Genomic DNA, 15,191 nt, shown 5'->3' with positions numbered 1-15,191 from the left:
GGCGGCGGCGCGCCGCGGGCCGGCGCGACGGCATGCGCGCCATCGCTGTCTGGCTTGTCGGTGATAGCATATTTATTCCGCATTTTCACTATTAGATTTCCCGGTTCTTGAATAGACACAACAACTGTCAATTGATTGACGCGTGGTTTGCACGCCGATGCTTATTAACGGAAAGTTAATGACGGTGGTTGGTTTGGCTTCTAACGATTTTGCACTTGTAACCACGGTGACGATTTGAATCAGGATTTCTGAATACCCAGGTATTCCGTCCCTGGCGATCCTATACCCGGGTATTCTATTCCAGGACGTGGACCCGGCCCGGCGGATGCCGACGCCGGCCGGTGCCTGTGATTTTTCCCCGCTTTTGCGGAGCGAAAGCCCCGGCACCCTGTTGCAGGCCGAAACGGCTCCGCCTATATCTCCGCCAGCACGGGCCGGACCCATGGACTAGACCCCGCGGGCCGGACCCCCAAGCGCTCCACCGACGTTTCACCGACCCTATGGGGATCGCGGCGGTGCCGGACCAGACGGGCCGCCACGCATCTGCCGAACGAAAGAGGCTGAACATGAGCAAAGTGATTGGTATCGACCTCGGCACCACGAACTCGTGCGTCGCCGTGATGGAAGGCGGCAGCGCCAAGGTCATCGAGAACGCCGAGGGCGCGCGCACGACGCCGTCCATGGTCGCCTTCACGCAGGGCGGCGAGCGGCTGATCGGCCAGCCCGCCAAGCGTCAGGCGGTCACCAATCCGGAAAACACCCTCTTCGCGATCAAGCGTCTGATCGGCCGCCGCTTCGACGATCCGCTGACGAAGAAGGACCAGGGCCTCGTTCCCTACCGCATCATTTCCGGCGACAACGGCGACGCCTGGGTCGAGGCCCACGGCAAGAAGTACAGCCCGAGCCAGATCAGCGCCTTCATCCTCACCAAGATGAAGGAGACGGCGGAGAATTATCTGGGCGAGAAGGTCACCCAGGCGGTCATCACCGTCCCGGCCTACTTCAACGACAGCCAGCGCCAGGCCACCAAGGACGCCGGCAAGATCGCCGGCCTCGACGTCCTGCGCATCATCAACGAGCCGACGGCCGCCGCACTCGCCTACGGCATGGAGAAGAAGGGCTCCGGCACCGTCGCGGTCTACGACCTCGGCGGCGGCACCTTCGACATCTCGGTGCTGGAGATCGGCGACGGCGTCTTCGAGGTGAAGTCGACCAACGGCGACACCTTCCTGGGCGGCGAGGACTTCGACAGCCGGGTCATCGAGTATCTGGCCGACGAGTTCAACAAGGAGCAGGGCATCGACCTGCGCAAGGACAAGCTCGCGCTGCAGCGCCTCAAGGAGGCCGCGGAAAAGGCGAAGATCGAGCTGTCGTCCACCACGCAGACCGAAGTCAACCTGCCCTTCATCACCGCCGACCAGACCGGCCCGAAGCACCTGAACATCAAGCTGACCCGCGCCAAGCTGGAAGCCCTGGTGGACGAGCTGGTGCAGCGGACGATCGAGCCCTGCAAGGCGGCCCTGAAGGATGCCGGCCTGAAGGCCAGCGAGATCGACGAGGTGATCCTGGTCGGCGGCATGACCCGCATGCCCAAGGTCATCGAGGCGGTGAAGCAGTTCTTCGGCCGTGAGCCGCACCGCGGCGTCAACCCGGACGAGGTGGTCGCCATCGGCGCCGCCATCCAGGGCGGCGTGCTGAAGGGCGAGGTCAAGGACGTCCTGCTGCTCGACGTCACCCCGCTGTCGCTGGGCATCGAGACGCTGGGCGGCGTCTTCACCCGCCTGATCGACCGCAACACCACGGTGCCGACCAAGAAGAGCCAGACCTTCTCGACCGCCGAGGACAACCAGAACGCCGTCACCATCCGCGTCTTCCAGGGCGAGCGCGAGATGGCGGCCGACAACAAGATGCTGGGCCAGTTCGATCTGGTCGGCATCCCGCCGGCCCCGCGCGGCGTGCCGCAGATCGAGGTGACCTTCGACATCGACGCCAACGGCATCGTCAGCGTCACCGCGAAGGACAAGGCGACCGGCAAGGAGCAGCAGATCCGCATCCAGGCCTCGGGCGGCCTGTCGGACGCCGACATCCAGAAGATGGTGAAGGACGCCGAGGCCCACTCGGCCGACGACAAGAAGCGCCGCGAGCTGGTCGACGCCCGCAACCACGCCGACGCCCTGGTCCACACCACCGAGCGGACCATCAAGGAGAACGGCGACAAGATCCCGGCCTCCGACAAGAGCGCCGCGGAGGCTGCCGTTGCCGAGCTGAAGTCGGTGCTGGACGGTGATGACCTGGAGGCGATCAAGGCCAAGACCGAGGCGCTGGCCCAGGTGTCGATGAAGCTGGGCGAGGCCATGTACAAGGCCGGCCAGGGCGAGGCGCCGGGTGCCGGTGGCGAGGCCGCCGGCGGCGAGCAGCCGAACGAGCCGGGCGTGGTCGACGCCGACTTCGAGGAAGTCCAGGACGACAAGAAGAAGTCGGCCTAAGACGGTCACAGCTTCTTTTTGATACGGATCTGACGCGAGCATCGACGGCCCGCCGCCTTTTCCCGGCGGCGGGCCTTCGGTATGCTGGGGTCAGTCTCTCGGCAGCGATGCGGACAGTTAGGTCCAGAACGACTGAAAAGGCGGTCGGCCCCCATGGCGAAACAGGATTATTACGAGCTGCTCGGTGTGGCGAAGAGCGCCAGCGCGGATGAGCTTAAGAAGGCTTATCGCAAGATGGCGATGCAGTACCACCCGGACCGCAACCAGGGTGACAAGGACGCCGAGCAGAAGTTCAAGGAAATCAGCGAAGCCTACGACGTCCTGAAGGACGATCAGAAGCGCGCGGCCTACGACCGGTTCGGCCACGCCGCCTTCGAGGGCGGCCGCGGTCCGGGTCCGGGCGGCGGGGCAGGCGGCTTCAACTTCGATTTCGGCGGCGGCGGCGGTTTCGCCGACATCTTCGACGAGATGTTCGGCGAGTTCATGGGCGGGCGCCGCGGCGGCGGCGGCGCGTCGGGCCGCGGCCAGGACCTGCGCTACAATCTGGAGATCGGGCTGGAGGATGCCTTCAAGGGCACCCAGACCACCATCCGCGTCCCCACCACCGTGCAGTGCGACAGTTGCAACGGCTCGGGTGCCGCGGCCGGGACCCAGCCGATCACCTGCCCGACCTGCCAGGGCCACGGCAAGGTGCGGGCGCAGCAGGGCTTCTTCACCATCGAGCGCACCTGCCCCGGCTGCCACGGCGCCGGCAAGGTCATCAAGGACGCCTGCAAGAGCTGCGGCGGCTCCGGGCGGCTGCGCAAGGAGAAGACCCTGCAGGTCAACATCCCCGCCGGCGTCGAGGACGGGACGCGCATCCGCCTGGCCGGGGAAGGGGAGGCGGGCCTGCGCGGGGCGCCAGCCGGCGACCTCTACATCTTCCTCGCCCTGGCGCCGCACCCGATCTTCCAGCGCGACGGCGCCAACATCCACTGCCGGGTGCCGATCCCGATGACCACGGCGGCGCTGGGCGGCTCGGTGGAGGTGCCGACCATCGACGGCACCCGCACCAAGGTGACCGTGCCGCCGGGCACCCAGTCCGGCCATCAGTTCCGCATCAAGGGCAAGGGCATGTCGGTGCTGCGCAGCGCCCAGCGCGGCGACATGTACATCCAGGCGGTGGTCGAGACCCCGGTGAACCTGACCAAGCGCCAGCAGGAGCTGCTGCGCGAGTTCGAGGGCGCCGCCAAGGAAGGGTCGAACCCGCAGTCGGAAGGCTTCTTCGCCAAGGTGAAGGAGCTGTGGGAAGACCTGAAGGACTGAACGGTCCGGAGCAACCGCCGGCTTGATGGCCGGAGCGGCGGCCGGAGCCGCCAACAAACCCCGGGCGGCGTGCCGATGGCGCGCCGCCCGTTATTTTTCGTGGACGGCGGGCCGGGCGCGCGAAAGCCGTTGAAGGGCTTGTCATGCGCGTGTAATCACTCTTGATGGCTAATCCTTTGGCGACATGTCCGGCCGGTGCCGGGGGCTGGCTGACGCATGCTGGGTGACAAGCTTCATGCCGCCTTCGTCCGCGGCGACGAATTGCCCAACCTGATCAGCCCGGCCGGCCACACGCCGATCCTGCAGCGCCGCCGCGCCGCGATGATCCAGTCGCGCGTCCGCATGGTCGCGGTGGTGTTCGGCGTGCTGACGCCGCTGTGGATCGTCATCGACGTCACCGTCTTCGATTGGACGCTCGCCGTCTGGCTGATCCTCCTGCGTCTGGCCGCCAGCGCCGCCTTCCTTGCCCTGGCGCTGGACCGGCGGACCTGCGACGACCTGCCGGGTGCCTGGCGCCGGCTCGCCGCCCTGCTGGCGATCCCGACCCTGTTCTTCGGCATCTCCCATCCGCTGCTCTACAACCAGGGCGTCGACGACCTGCGCATCGCCGTCAGCGCCGGCTACGGCTACCTGCCCTTCGTGATGGTGGCGGGGCTCAGCGTCTTCCCGCTGACCGTGGTGGAGGGCGCCCTGTTCGCCGCCCCGATGCTGGCCGCGCATCTCAGCGCCGGCTTCTACGGGTCGCTGGTGATGCCCTTCCCGTCCTACATCAGCGCCCTGTGGCTGCTGGCGCTGATCGCGGTGGTGGCGACGCTGGCGGCCATCAGCCAACTGCATTTCATGATCGCGCTTCTGGAGCAGGCGGCGCACGACGCGCTGACCGGTGCCTTCTCCCGCCGCATCGGCGAGGAGCTGCTGAAGCTCCAGGTCGCCCATGCCGAGCGGACGGCCCAGCCGCTGGCGGCGATCTTCGTCGACCTCGACGACTTCAAGGCGGTGAACGACCGCTTCGGCCATGACGAGGGCGACCGCGTCCTGCGCCACGCCGCCAACACCATCCGCAGCCTGCTGCGCCAGTCCGACGCCCTGGTGCGTTGGGGCGGCGAGGAATTCCTGGTGATCATGCCGGACACTGCCGTCGACGGCGCCATGATCGCGGTGGGCCGGATGCGGCGGGCCGGCTTCGGCCGGCGGCCCGACGGCAGCCTGCAGACCGCCAGCATCGGCGTCGCCGAGCAAACCGCCGACCGGGCCGCCGATTGGGAATCCCTGGTGGAACTGGCCGACCAGCGCATGTACCGCGCCAAGCAGGACGGCAAGAACCGCGTGGTCGCGACCGGTGCAGGTGCAGGTACAGGTGCCGGTACAGGTACAGGTGCCGCCACCGCTGCTGGCGGCTCCGATGCCGACCCCTGGGACAGCATCGTCGCCTAGCGTCCGTCTGGTGCCGTTTCAAGCGATACCGCTTGAAACGATCACACTCTAACTCCGTCGAGTCCCGGCGTCCGCCGCCTCGTCCTTGGCCCTCTGAGCGACCAGGGCACGGATCCGGTCCTTGACCCTCTCGTCGAGCGGATTGTAGACCAGCAGGCCGAGGTCCGGGCGGCCGTCGACGGCGAAGGCCGAATATTCCATCTCGAAGGTGCCGAGCTGCGGGTGACGGAGGTGTTTCACCCCCTCGCTCGGCGCATACACGTCGTTCTCCTTCCAGAAGGCGGCGAAATCCGGGCTCGCCCGGCACAGCTCGTCGACGAGGTCGGCGATCTCCTTGACGGCGCCGGCGCGCGCGGCATCGACGCGGAAGGCGCCGACCAGGAACCGCGCCACTCCCTCCCAGTCCGTCTGCTTGGCGCGGATCGCCGGGTTGCAGAACACCAGGCGCAGGATGTTGCGCCGGTCGGGAGGGAGCTTGCCGTAGTCGGTCAAAACGATGGCGGCGGCGCTGTTCCAGGCGACCACGTCCCAGGTCGCGGTCTTGATGAAGGCGGGACAGGCGTCGAAGGCATCCAGCAGCCGCTGCAGCCGCGGGCTGACGCCCTGCGCCGGCCTGTACCGCATTTCCGGCGGCCGCCCGAGCGCCAGGATGAACAGGTGCTCGCGCTCCAGGTCGGTGAGCATCAGGCCGCCGGCGATCCGGTCCAGCACGTCGGCGGACGGCGCGCCGCCGCGCCCCTGCTCCAGCCAGGTGTACCAGGTCGGGCTGATGTTGGCACGCTGCGCCACCTCCTCCCTGCGCAGGCCCGGCGTGCGGCGGCGGCCGGAGAAGCCGAAGGCGGCCGGGTCGAGACGCGTGCGGCGGTCCCTCAGGAAGGCGGCAAGCGTGCTGGCATTATTGGCCTGCTTATTGGTCTGCATGGGCTCCGTCCGCACCGGCGATCCTGGTAATCATTATAATAGGAAACCGTCACTACTTTAACAGGATAGCACCGGCCGGCAGTCTGGGGGGAGACGAGATTGGAAAGGTGGTCCCCCATGCGCATTTTCCTCACCGGCGCGACCGGCTTCATCGGCTCGGCCCTGGTTCCCGAACTTCTGGACGCCGGCCATCAGGTCGTCGGCATGACCCGGTCCGAGGACGGCGCCCGCCGGCTGGCCGCCGCCGGCGCCGAGCCGCACCACGGCACGCTGGAGGACCCGGCAGGCATCCGGCGCGGCGCTGAAGGCGCCGACGCGGTGATCCACACGGCGTTCGACCACGACTTCTCGCGCTTCGTCGAGAATTGCGAGAAGGACCGCCGGGTCATCGGCGCCCTCGGCGAGGCGCTCAAGGGATCGGACCGCCCGCTGCTGATCACCTCGGGGATCGGCATGGGCGGTGCCGGCCATGGCCGGCCGGCCCGCGAGGACGTGTTCGACGACAGCCATCCCAACCCGCGCGTCGCCTCCGAACGTGCCGCCAACGCGCTGCTGGATGCCGGCGTCAACGTCGCGGTGATGCGGCTGCCGCAGGTCCACGACACGCGCAAGCAGGGGCTGATCACGCCGCTGATCGCGATCTTCCGCGAGAAGGGGGTCGCCGCTTACGTCGGCGAGGGCCGCTCCCGCTGGGCCGCCGGCCACCTGGGCGACGTCGCCCGTCTCTATCGTCTGGCGATCGAGAGGAAGGAACCGGGCGCGCGCTACCACGCGGTCGGCGAGGAGGGCGTCGAGATGCGGACGATCGTGGAGACGCTGGCGCGCGGCCTGAAGATCGAGGCGATCTCGGTCCCGCCCGACAAGGTGGCCGAACAGTTCGGCTGGATGGCGATCTTCGCGGGCATGGACATGACGGCATCCAGCGCCTGGACGCAGGCCGAGCTCGGCTGGCATCCGACGGGGCCGGGCCTCATCGCCGACCTCGAAGCGATGCGCTACGCCTGACGCGTGGCCGGTCCGACGTCCGGTGGGCGCTTTGGTGGGCGCCGCCGGGCTTCAGGCGGTTTCCGCCAGCGGGTACTCCCGCAACGCCTCGTACACCGCGCCGCCATTGCCGAGATGGCTGCGGTAGAGCGTGACGTGCTCCACCGCCATCGGACCGGCACGGAACAGGCCGCGGTCCGACAGGAAGCGGCCGACGCGGTCGGCCGGCGGATCCTTCAGCCGGGCCAGCGTGACGTGGGGCGAGAATTTCCGCTCCTCCGCCGGCAGCCCGCAGCGCACCAGCGCGGACTCGATCTTCGCCTGGAGATGGAGCAGGGCGTCGCTGCGCTCCACCCCCGCCCACAGCACCCGCGCCTTGCGGCCGCTGCCGAAGACGCCGACGCCGTCCAGCGTCAGCGGGAAGGCCGGCGCCCGGATTTCGGTAAGCGCGGCGTCGATGTCCATCGCCTGGTCGTCCGGCACCTCGCCGATGAAGCGCAGGGTGAGATGCAGGTTCTCCGCCTCGGTCCAGCGGGCGCCCGGCACCCCGCCGGCCAGCCCGGCCAGCCGCTGGCGGATCTCCGCCGTCAGGTCGAGGGCGACGAACAGGCGGAGCATCGGATGCCTCCTGGGTTGTCGGCGAGGCGGCCCCCGCCCACCCTTCCCACCCGGCGGGGCAGGCTGGGCGGGCGGGCGCGGTACGACGGGTACCGACGGCTCACGGGCAGGGATCGGGCATGCGGTTGTGGACGGCATCGATCTCCGCCAGCACCTCGGGCGCCAGGGTGAGGTCGATCGCCCCGATGTTGGAGATCAGCGTCTCCATCGTCGTCGCCCCGATCAGCGAGGAGGCGACAAAGGGCTGCTGCAGGGTGAAGGCGATGGCCATCTGGTTCGGCGCCAGCCCATGGCGGCGGGCGATGTCCAGGTACGCCTCGGTCGCCGCGTCGGCATTGACGGTGGCGTAGCGCGACGGCCGGTGGTCGAGGGCCCGGCGGCTGCCCGGCGGCACCGCGCCGTGCAGGTACTTGCCGGTCAGCGTGCCCGCCGCCAGCGGCGAATAGGCCAGCAGTCCGACATCCTCGCGCAGCGCCACCTCCGACAGCCCCTGCTCGAAGGTCCGGTTCAGCAGGTTGTAGGCGTTCTGGATCGAGGCGACGCGCGGCAGCCCGGCGACCTCGGCGGCGCGCAGGTAGCGCATCACCCCCCAGGGCGATTCGTTGGACAGCCCGACATGGCGGATCTTGCCGGCCCGGACCAGCTCGCCCAGCGCGGCCAGCGTCTCCTCGACCGGCACGCCGTCCTGGTCCGGCCTGTGGCGGTAGGTACGCACGCCGAAGCGGTTGGTGACGCGGTCGGGCCAGTGGATCTGGTAGAGGTCGATGTAGTCGGTCTTCAGCCGCGACAGGCTGGCCTCCACCGCCGCGAACAGGTTGGTGCGGTCGAGCCGCGACTTGCCCTCGCGCACCCAGCCGAAGCCGCCGGCCGGCGCGCCGATGATCTTGCTGGCCAGGATCACCCGGTCGCGCCGGCCGCGCGACTGGAACCAGCTCCCGATGATCTCCTCGGTCCGGCCATAGCTTTCGGCGACGGGCGGGATGGCGTACATCTCCGCCGTGTCCCAGAAGGTGATGCCGCGGTCGAGCGCCGCGTCCATCTGCGCGTGGCCCTCGGCCTCGCTGTTCTGGCGCCCCCAGGTCATGGTGCCGAGGCCGATGGCGCTGACCGACAGACCGGTGCGGCCGAGCGGACGATACTGCATCCCGAACGTTCCTTAATCCGTGGCGATCTCTACAGGAAAAGCGTGAGCACGCCGGTGTAGCCGTAGAGCCGGTTGTGCGACACCTCGCCGGAGGCGAAGAATCCCGCCAGCGGCACGTCGCCGAACACCTCGCGGATCATCCGCAGCTCGGCGTCGGCGGCACCGAACAGGCTCGGCCCGCGGGCGATGCAACTGACATACACCGCTCCCTTCGGGGTCGCCTTCACCCGTTTCTTGAGGCTGTCCAGCATCCGGCGCATGTCGGCGGTGGCGCTGTCGGGGTCGCGGCGGGTGAACATCACGCTCTGGCCGGCCGTCACCCGCTCGGCGATCGACAGCCAGCCGGCGCGCGGGTCGATGGCGACGAGGTCGCGGACCAGATAGTCCTGGGTGTCGGATCCGGGGATCGGCAGGCCGGCGCAGATGACCCCGGCCACCTGCCGCAGGTCGCCGGCCAGGTCCGGCCCGATGTCCTCCTTGAAGACGTCCAGCGCCGGGCGGCCGTCGATCTCCAGGATGACGTTGTCCTCGCCGGCGGTGACGGTCCGCACCGGACCGATGGGCCGGCAGCCCTGGGTGTGGGCGGTGGCGAGCCCGACCGACGGGGCGAACAGCACGCCGGAGAGGCCGCCGTCCTCCACCCCCGCGCCGCCGCCCTCCTGGTGCAGGATCAGCGGGCAGGCCCCGCGCGAGGCGGCGAGCCCGCCGACCAGGAACACCCCGATCTCGTCCGACAGGCTGGAAACCATGCCGGCGAGGTCGCCATGGTTGGGATCGGCATGGACGAGCGCCAGCGTCGCCCCGTGGCGGTCCAGCCAGCCGCCGGCCGCGCGGCGCAGCGGCTCCAGGCCGCTGGTCAGGGTGGGGAACAGGCGGAAATCCTGCTCCGGCAGGCGGGCGGTCATCACCGCCAGGCCGGGTTCGTCGAACAGCGCCTCGCCGTTCGCCATCACGCCGATGCCGACTGTGCCGGTCCAGTTCTGGATCCCGGTCACCCCGCGCAACAGGGTGAGGATGCTGGTCGCATGCTCCGCCAGCCCGTCGGTCAGGTAGAGGAAGCCCAGGTTGCAGTCGCCGACCGGCCCCAGCCGGTCGAGGCAGGCCTTGACCGCCGGTCCCCAGTCGGGACCCGTGGCGCAGGCGGCCTGGAAGCGGACGGCGGCGTCGCCGGCGGCGGAAGCGGTCATGACGGGTCTCCGCCGTGGGTCTTGGGCGCGCGCGACAGCCCGTCGAGCAGCGCGGTGACGGAGGGAAGGATGCGCTCGACGATGATCGCGACGCCCTTCGCGTTGGGATGCAGACCGTCCTGCTGGATCAGCGAGCGGTCGAGCGCCACCCCGTCGAGGAAGAAGGGATAAAGCGGCACGCCGTACTTGCCGGCGAGGTCGGGGTAGATGGCGTTGAAGCGGTCGGTGTAGGGCTTGCCCAGGCTGGGCGAGGCCAGCATGCCGGCCAGCAGCGTCGGGACCTTGCGGTCCCGCAGCGTCTTCAGGATGAGGTCCAGGTTGTCCCTCGCCTGGCCCGGATCGAGGCCGCGCAGCATGTCGTTGGCCCCGAGCTCGACGATGGCGGCATCGGGCTTGTCGGCCAGCGCCCAGTCGAGCCGCGCCCGGCCACCGGCGGTGGTGTCGCCGGAGACGCCGGCGTTGATCACGGTGACCTGGTAGCCCTTGGCGGCCAGCGCCGCTTCGAGCTGGCTGGTGAAACCCTGCGGTTGCGGCAGGCCGTAGCCGGCGGTCAGGCTGTCGCCGAGCGCCAGCAGCTTCACGGGGCCGGCGGCGGCGGCGCTGGTCGGTACGGTCATCGTCACCCCTGCGGCGAACAGCAGCGCCACGGCCGCCCCGAGCATGCCCGTCCCGAGCACGCCTGTCCTGAGCACGGCCATCCCGAGCATGCCAATGTTGAAAGCTCTGCGGACCGTGCCATATGGCGAAGGTCCGTTCCGCTGACGCGAGAGTCGCATGTCCAAGGTCCAATCCCCTGTAACGTCGTCAGACTGCATCGTCGATCTCGACGACGTCCACTTGAGATTGGACAGCGGTGCCGGACCCGTCAACATCCTGCGGGGCGTGAATCTGCGGGTGGAGCCCGGCGAGCGGGTCGGCGTGGTCGGACCCAGCGGCTCGGGCAAATCGACGATGATGATGGTGATGGCCGGGCTGGAACGGCCCAGCGGCGGCAGCGTCCGCGTCGCCGGCCAGGATCTCGGCCGGCTCGACGAGGACGGGCTGGCCCGCTTCCGCCGCCGCCATGTCGGCATCGTCTTCCAGGCCTTCCACCTCGTGCCGACCATGACCGCGCTGGAGAACGTCGCGATCCCGCTGGAGTTCGCCGGCGCCGCCGACGCCTTCGACCGTGCCCGCGCCGGGCTGGAGCAGGTCGGGCTCGGCCACCGCATCCATCATTATCCCGGACAGCTCTCGGGCGGCGAGCAGCAGCGCACCGCGCTCGCCCGCGCCTTCGTCACCGAACCCTCGCTGCTGCTGGCCGACGAGCCGACCGGCAACCTCGACATCGACACCGGCGCCACCATCGTCAAGCTGCTGTTCGACCTGGCGGAACGCCGCGGCACGACGCTGGTGCTGATCACCCACGACCCGAGCCTCGCCGCGCGCTGCGACCGCACGGTGCGTCTGGCGGATGGGCGGATCGCCGACGACGGGCTGGCGGCGCGCCGCGCCCGCATCCAGGCGGCCGGGGAGTGAGCGGGATGCAGGGGACGATGGCTGTGGGATCCCCCTCTCCCCGGGGGGGGAGAGGGGATAAGCGCGGATATGCGGGGGCCACGCGATGACCGACCTCCCCCTCGCCCTGCGTCTTGCCCGGCGCGAGCTGCGCGCCGGCCTCAAAGGCTTCTGGGTCTTCCTCGCCTGCCTGGCGCTCGGCGTCGCCGCGATCGCGGCGGTGCAGTCGGTGTCGAGCGGTCTGCTCGACGGGCTGGCCAGCGACGGCCGCGCCATCCTCGGCGGCGACGTCGCGGCGCGCCAGCTCTACACCCCGCCGGCCGGCGAGCAGATGGCGGCGCTGGAAGCCGCCGGCCGGGTATCGACCTCCGCCGAGATGCGGGCGATGGCGCGCGGCGCCGACGACACCCGCGCCTCGCTGGTCGAGTTGAAGGCGGTCGATGGCGCCTATCCGCTCTACGGCAGCGTCGACCTGCAGGGCGGCGGCGACCTCCAGGATGCGCTGTCGAAGAAGGACGGCCGCTGGGGCGCGGTGATCGAGGCGAGCCTGTCCGACCGGCTGGGCGTGAAGCCCGGCGACACCATCCATCTCGGCGAGGGCGCCTACCGCGTCGCCGCCGTGCTCGACCGCGAGCCCGACCGCGCCTCCTCCAACGCCTTCTCCCTGGGGCCGCGGCTGATGGTGGCGCTGCCGTCGCTGGAGGGCACCGGGTTGCTGCAACCCGGCAGCCTGACCTGGTGGAGCGCCAAGGTGGCGCTGCCGGCAACGACCGACCTGGCGGCGTGGCAGGACGCCCTGCGCGCCCGCTTCCCCGACGCGCCCTGGCGGCTGCGCGACTACACCAACGCCTCGCCGCAGATCGAGCGCTTCATCGACCGGATGACGCTGTTCCTGACGCTGGTCGGGCTGACCGCACTGCTGGTCGGCGGGGTCGGCGTGGGCAACGCGGTGCGCAGCCACCTGGATTCCCGCGCCCGCACCATCGCCATGATGAAGTGCATCGGCGCCCCCGGCGCCCTGGTCTTCCAGCTCTACCTGGCCCAGATCCTGGCGCTGGCACTGCTCGGCATCGTCGTCGGCCTGGTGCTGGGGGCGGTGGCGCCGCTGGCGCTCGGACGGCTGCTCGACGGCGTCCTGCCGGTGTCGGCGCACATCGGCGTCTATCCCGGCGCCCTGGCGCTCGCCGCCCTCTACGGCCTGCTGACGGCGCTGACCTTCTCGCTGTGGCCGCTGGGCCGGGCGCGCGAGGTGCCGGCGGGGGCGCTGTTCCGCGACGTGATCGCGCCGGCCGGCGGACGCCCGCGCGCCCCCTACACCGCGGCGATGGCCGCGTCCGCGCTGGCGCTCGCCGGGCTGGCGGTGCTGACCGCGCACAACAAGGTCTTCGCCCTGTGGTTCGTCGGCGGCTCCATCGCCACCTTCATCGCCTTCCGCGCCGCGGCGGCACTGGTCACCTGGGGAGCCGCCCGGGTCGGCCAGGGAGGGTTGGGCCGGGTGCGCCGGCCGGGGCTGCGGCTGGCGCTCGCCAACCTGCACCGGCCGGGCAACCCGACGGCCGCTGTGGTGCTGTCGCTCGGGCTCGGCCTGACGGTGCTGGTCGCCATCGCGCTGATCCAGGGCAACTTCGCGCGACGGGTGTCGGAAACCATCCCGCAGGACGCCCCCAGCTTCTTCTTCGTCGACATCCAGCGCGACCAGTTCGAGCCGCTGCGCGGCCTCGTCACCGGCGTTCCCGGCACCAGCGCCTTCGAGGCGGTGCCCAGCCTGCGCGGCCGGATCGAGCTGGTGAACGGGCAGGAGGCGGAAAAGGCGCTGGTCAACCCGGAGCAGACCTGGATCGTCGCCGGCGACCGCGGCATCACCTATTCGGCGGCGGTGCCGAAGCACTCGACGGTGGTCGCCGGATCCTGGTGGGCGGCCGACTATGCCGGGCCGCCGCTGATCTCGATCCACCAGAGCGTCGCCGAGGCCTTCGGCATCGGGCCGGGCGCCAAGATGACGATCAACATCCTGGGTCGCAGCATCGAGGCGACGGTCGCCAACGTCCGGTCCGCCGATTTCAGCAGCATGGCGATCAACTTCACCATGGTCTTCGCCCCCGGCACGCTGGAAGGCGCGCCCCAGACCTGGATCGCCACGGTCCGGGCCACCCCGGAGGCCGAGCTGCAGGTACAGCAGGCGGTGCTCCGCAGCTTCCCCAACATCACGCTGGTGCGGGTGAAGGACGCGCTGGACACCGTGTCGGAAATGCTCGGCCACATCGGCACCGCGGTGCGCATCGTCGCCGGCATCACGCTGGCGGCCGGCACGCTGGTGCTGGCCGGGGCGGTCGCCGCCGGGCACCGGCGCCGCGTCTACGACGCCGTCGTCCTGAAGGTGCTGGGGGCCACCCGCGGCGACGTGCTGCGCGCCTTCCTGCTGGAATACGGCCTGCTCGGGCTGCTGACCGCCGTCATCGCCGGGGCGATCGGCACGCTGACCGCCTGGGCGGTGCTGCGCTTCCTGATGCACTGGGACTGGAGCTTCCTGCCGTCCGCCGTCGTCACCACGGCCCTGCTGAGCACCGCCATCACATTGGCCTTCGGGTTCTATGGTACTTGGCGCGCTCTCGGCCAGCCGTCCGCGCCATTGCTTCGCAACGAGTGATGCCCGTGTCAGAAAGCCGCAGGAAAAGCAATTCGTGAAAGCTTTTTCATCTTGGAAAACCGTGAGCGATTCCTATTGAACCGCATGGCGGACTCGCCAATATGTCATGGCGACGGGATCACCCTATTCCACCGAGGAAACCAACATGGCAGACCCGACCTATAACCGCTTCGCGACCGCAGGCCGCGCGACAGATCGGGGATACTTCGACGAAGGCCTGCGCCAGCACATGCTGCGCGTGTACAACTACATGGGCGCCGGCCTGATCCTGACGGGCTTGGTCGCCGCGCTGGTGTCGTCCAGCCCGGCCATGCTCCAGGCGATCTTCGGCACGCCGCTGAAGTGGGTGGTGATGCTGGCCCCGCTGGCCTTCGTCATGGTGCTGTCCTTCGGCATCCAGCGCCTGTCCTTCGCATCGGCACAGCTCATCTTCTGGGCCTACTGCGCGGCGATGGGCCTGTCGATGTCGGCCATCTTCCTGGTCTTCACCGGGGCGTCGATCGCGCTGACCTTCTTCGTCACCGCTGCGACCTTCCTGGCGATGAGCCTCTACGGCTACACCACGAAGGCCGACCTGTCGAAGATGGGTTCCTTCCTGATGATGGGCGTCATCGGCCTGGTGATCGCCGGCCTGGCGAACATCTTCTTCCAGTCGCCGGCCCTGCATTTCGCGATCTCCGCCATCGGCGTGCTGATCTTCACCGGCCTGACCGCCTACGACACCCAGGCGATCAAGGAAAGCTATGCCGACGGCTACGACCGTGAGAGCACCGGCAAGCTGGCCCTGATGGGTGCCCTGACCCTGTACCTGGACTTCATCAACCTGTTCCAGTTCCTGCTGCAGTTCATGGGCCAGCGCAACAACGACTAACCCCGGCGCCCGTCGCGCGGGGGTCCGCTCCATCGGACGGGAACCGCCCGGAAGCAGCCGCTTCCGGGCGGTTTCATTTTGTGCCCGGCGCCGGCGC

At 69.6% G+C, this 15,191-nt stretch carries 12 protein-coding genes; 7 read left to right on the top strand and 5 right to left on the bottom strand.

Translation table 11 applies throughout. From position 1 onward, the window contains the following. Nucleotides 1-566: 566 nt before the first annotated feature. The 3 genes from dnaK (at nt 567) to J2850_RS15520 (ending at nt 5,225) form a co-directional block, all read left to right on the top strand. A complete protein-coding gene (gene dnaK / locus J2850_RS15530) occupies nt 567-2,486 on the top strand; it encodes a molecular chaperone DnaK (protein ID WP_209983191.1) in 1,920 nt (639 codons plus the stop codon). 153 nt (nt 2,487-2,639) lie between these two features. Continuing rightward, nucleotides 2,640-3,791, top strand: a complete 1,152-nt coding sequence (dnaJ, locus tag J2850_RS15525) for a molecular chaperone DnaJ (RefSeq protein WP_209983188.1) — start codon at nt 2,640-2,642, stop codon at nt 3,789-3,791. Between the two features lie 216 nt (nt 3,792-4,007). Beyond that, the gene (locus J2850_RS15520; RefSeq protein ID WP_209983186.1) at nt 4,008-5,225 is read left to right on the top strand and encodes a GGDEF domain-containing protein; all 1,218 of its coding nucleotides are present in this window, start codon (nt 4,008-4,010) and stop codon (nt 5,223-5,225) included. Between the two features lie 48 nt (nt 5,226-5,273). Here the strand turns inward: J2850_RS15520 and J2850_RS15515 are convergent, their stop codons facing one another. Further along, the gene (locus tag J2850_RS15515; RefSeq protein WP_209983184.1) at nt 5,274-6,146 is read right to left on the bottom strand and encodes a helix-turn-helix transcriptional regulator; all 873 of its coding nucleotides are present in this window, start codon (nt 6,144-6,146) and stop codon (nt 5,274-5,276) included. A 117-nt stretch (nt 6,147-6,263) separates the two neighbouring features. On the opposite strand from J2850_RS15515, the gene J2850_RS15510 reads away from it, so the two are divergent. Continuing rightward, the gene (locus tag J2850_RS15510) at nt 6,264-7,151 is read left to right on the top strand and encodes an SDR family oxidoreductase (protein WP_209983182.1); all 888 of its coding nucleotides are present in this window, start codon (nt 6,264-6,266) and stop codon (nt 7,149-7,151) included. 51 nt (nt 7,152-7,202) lie between these two features. Here the strand turns inward: J2850_RS15510 and thpR are convergent, their stop codons facing one another. The 4 genes from thpR to J2850_RS15490 all read right to left on the bottom strand — a co-directional run bounded on the left by thpR (nt 7,203) and on the right by J2850_RS15490 (nt 10,777). After that, a complete protein-coding gene (gene thpR, locus J2850_RS15505; protein WP_209983179.1) occupies nt 7,203-7,748 on the bottom strand; it encodes an RNA 2',3'-cyclic phosphodiesterase in 546 nt (181 codons plus the stop codon). A gap of 100 nt (nt 7,749-7,848) precedes the next feature. Then, entirely contained in the window at nt 7,849-8,892 is a 1,044-nt protein-coding gene (locus J2850_RS15500) for an NADP(H)-dependent aldo-keto reductase (protein WP_209983177.1), read from the bottom strand. A 29-nt stretch (nt 8,893-8,921) separates the two neighbouring features. Further along, nucleotides 8,922-10,079, bottom strand: a complete 1,158-nt coding sequence (locus J2850_RS15495) for an FIST signal transduction protein (RefSeq protein ID WP_209983175.1) — start codon at nt 10,077-10,079, stop codon at nt 8,922-8,924. After that, complete coding sequence (locus J2850_RS15490; protein WP_370878934.1) at nt 10,076-10,777, bottom strand: arylesterase; 702 nt, start codon at nt 10,775-10,777, stop codon at nt 10,076-10,078. The genes J2850_RS15495 and J2850_RS15490 overlap by 4 nt, the downstream gene beginning before the upstream one ends. Nucleotides 10,778-10,853: 76 nt before the next feature. On the opposite strand from J2850_RS15490, the gene J2850_RS15485 reads away from it, so the two are divergent. The 3 genes from J2850_RS15485 (at nt 10,854) to J2850_RS15475 (ending at nt 15,094) form a co-directional block, all read left to right on the top strand. After that, nucleotides 10,854-11,597 carry an ABC transporter ATP-binding protein gene (locus J2850_RS15485; RefSeq protein WP_209983174.1) on the top strand — a complete coding sequence of 248 codons (744 nt, stop codon included), beginning with the start codon at nt 10,854-10,856 and terminating at the stop codon, nt 11,595-11,597. A gap of 85 nt (nt 11,598-11,682) precedes the next feature. After that, nucleotides 11,683-14,223 carry an ABC transporter permease gene (locus tag J2850_RS15480; RefSeq protein WP_209983173.1) on the top strand — a complete coding sequence of 847 codons (2,541 nt, stop codon included), beginning with the start codon at nt 11,683-11,685 and terminating at the stop codon, nt 14,221-14,223. 145 nt (nt 14,224-14,368) lie between these two features. Continuing rightward, nucleotides 14,369-15,094: a Bax inhibitor-1/YccA family protein gene (locus tag J2850_RS15475; protein ID WP_209983171.1), complete on the top strand. Its 726-nt coding sequence runs from the start codon at nt 14,369-14,371 to the stop codon at nt 15,092-15,094. Nucleotides 15,095-15,191: the final 97 nt, after the last annotated feature.

The sequence above is a fragment of the Azospirillum picis genome (genome assembly GCF_017876115.1).
GTDB classification, from domain to species: Bacteria; Pseudomonadota; Alphaproteobacteria; order Azospirillales; family Azospirillaceae; genus Azospirillum; species Azospirillum picis.
This window is presented reverse-complemented; position numbering and strand designations above follow the sequence as displayed.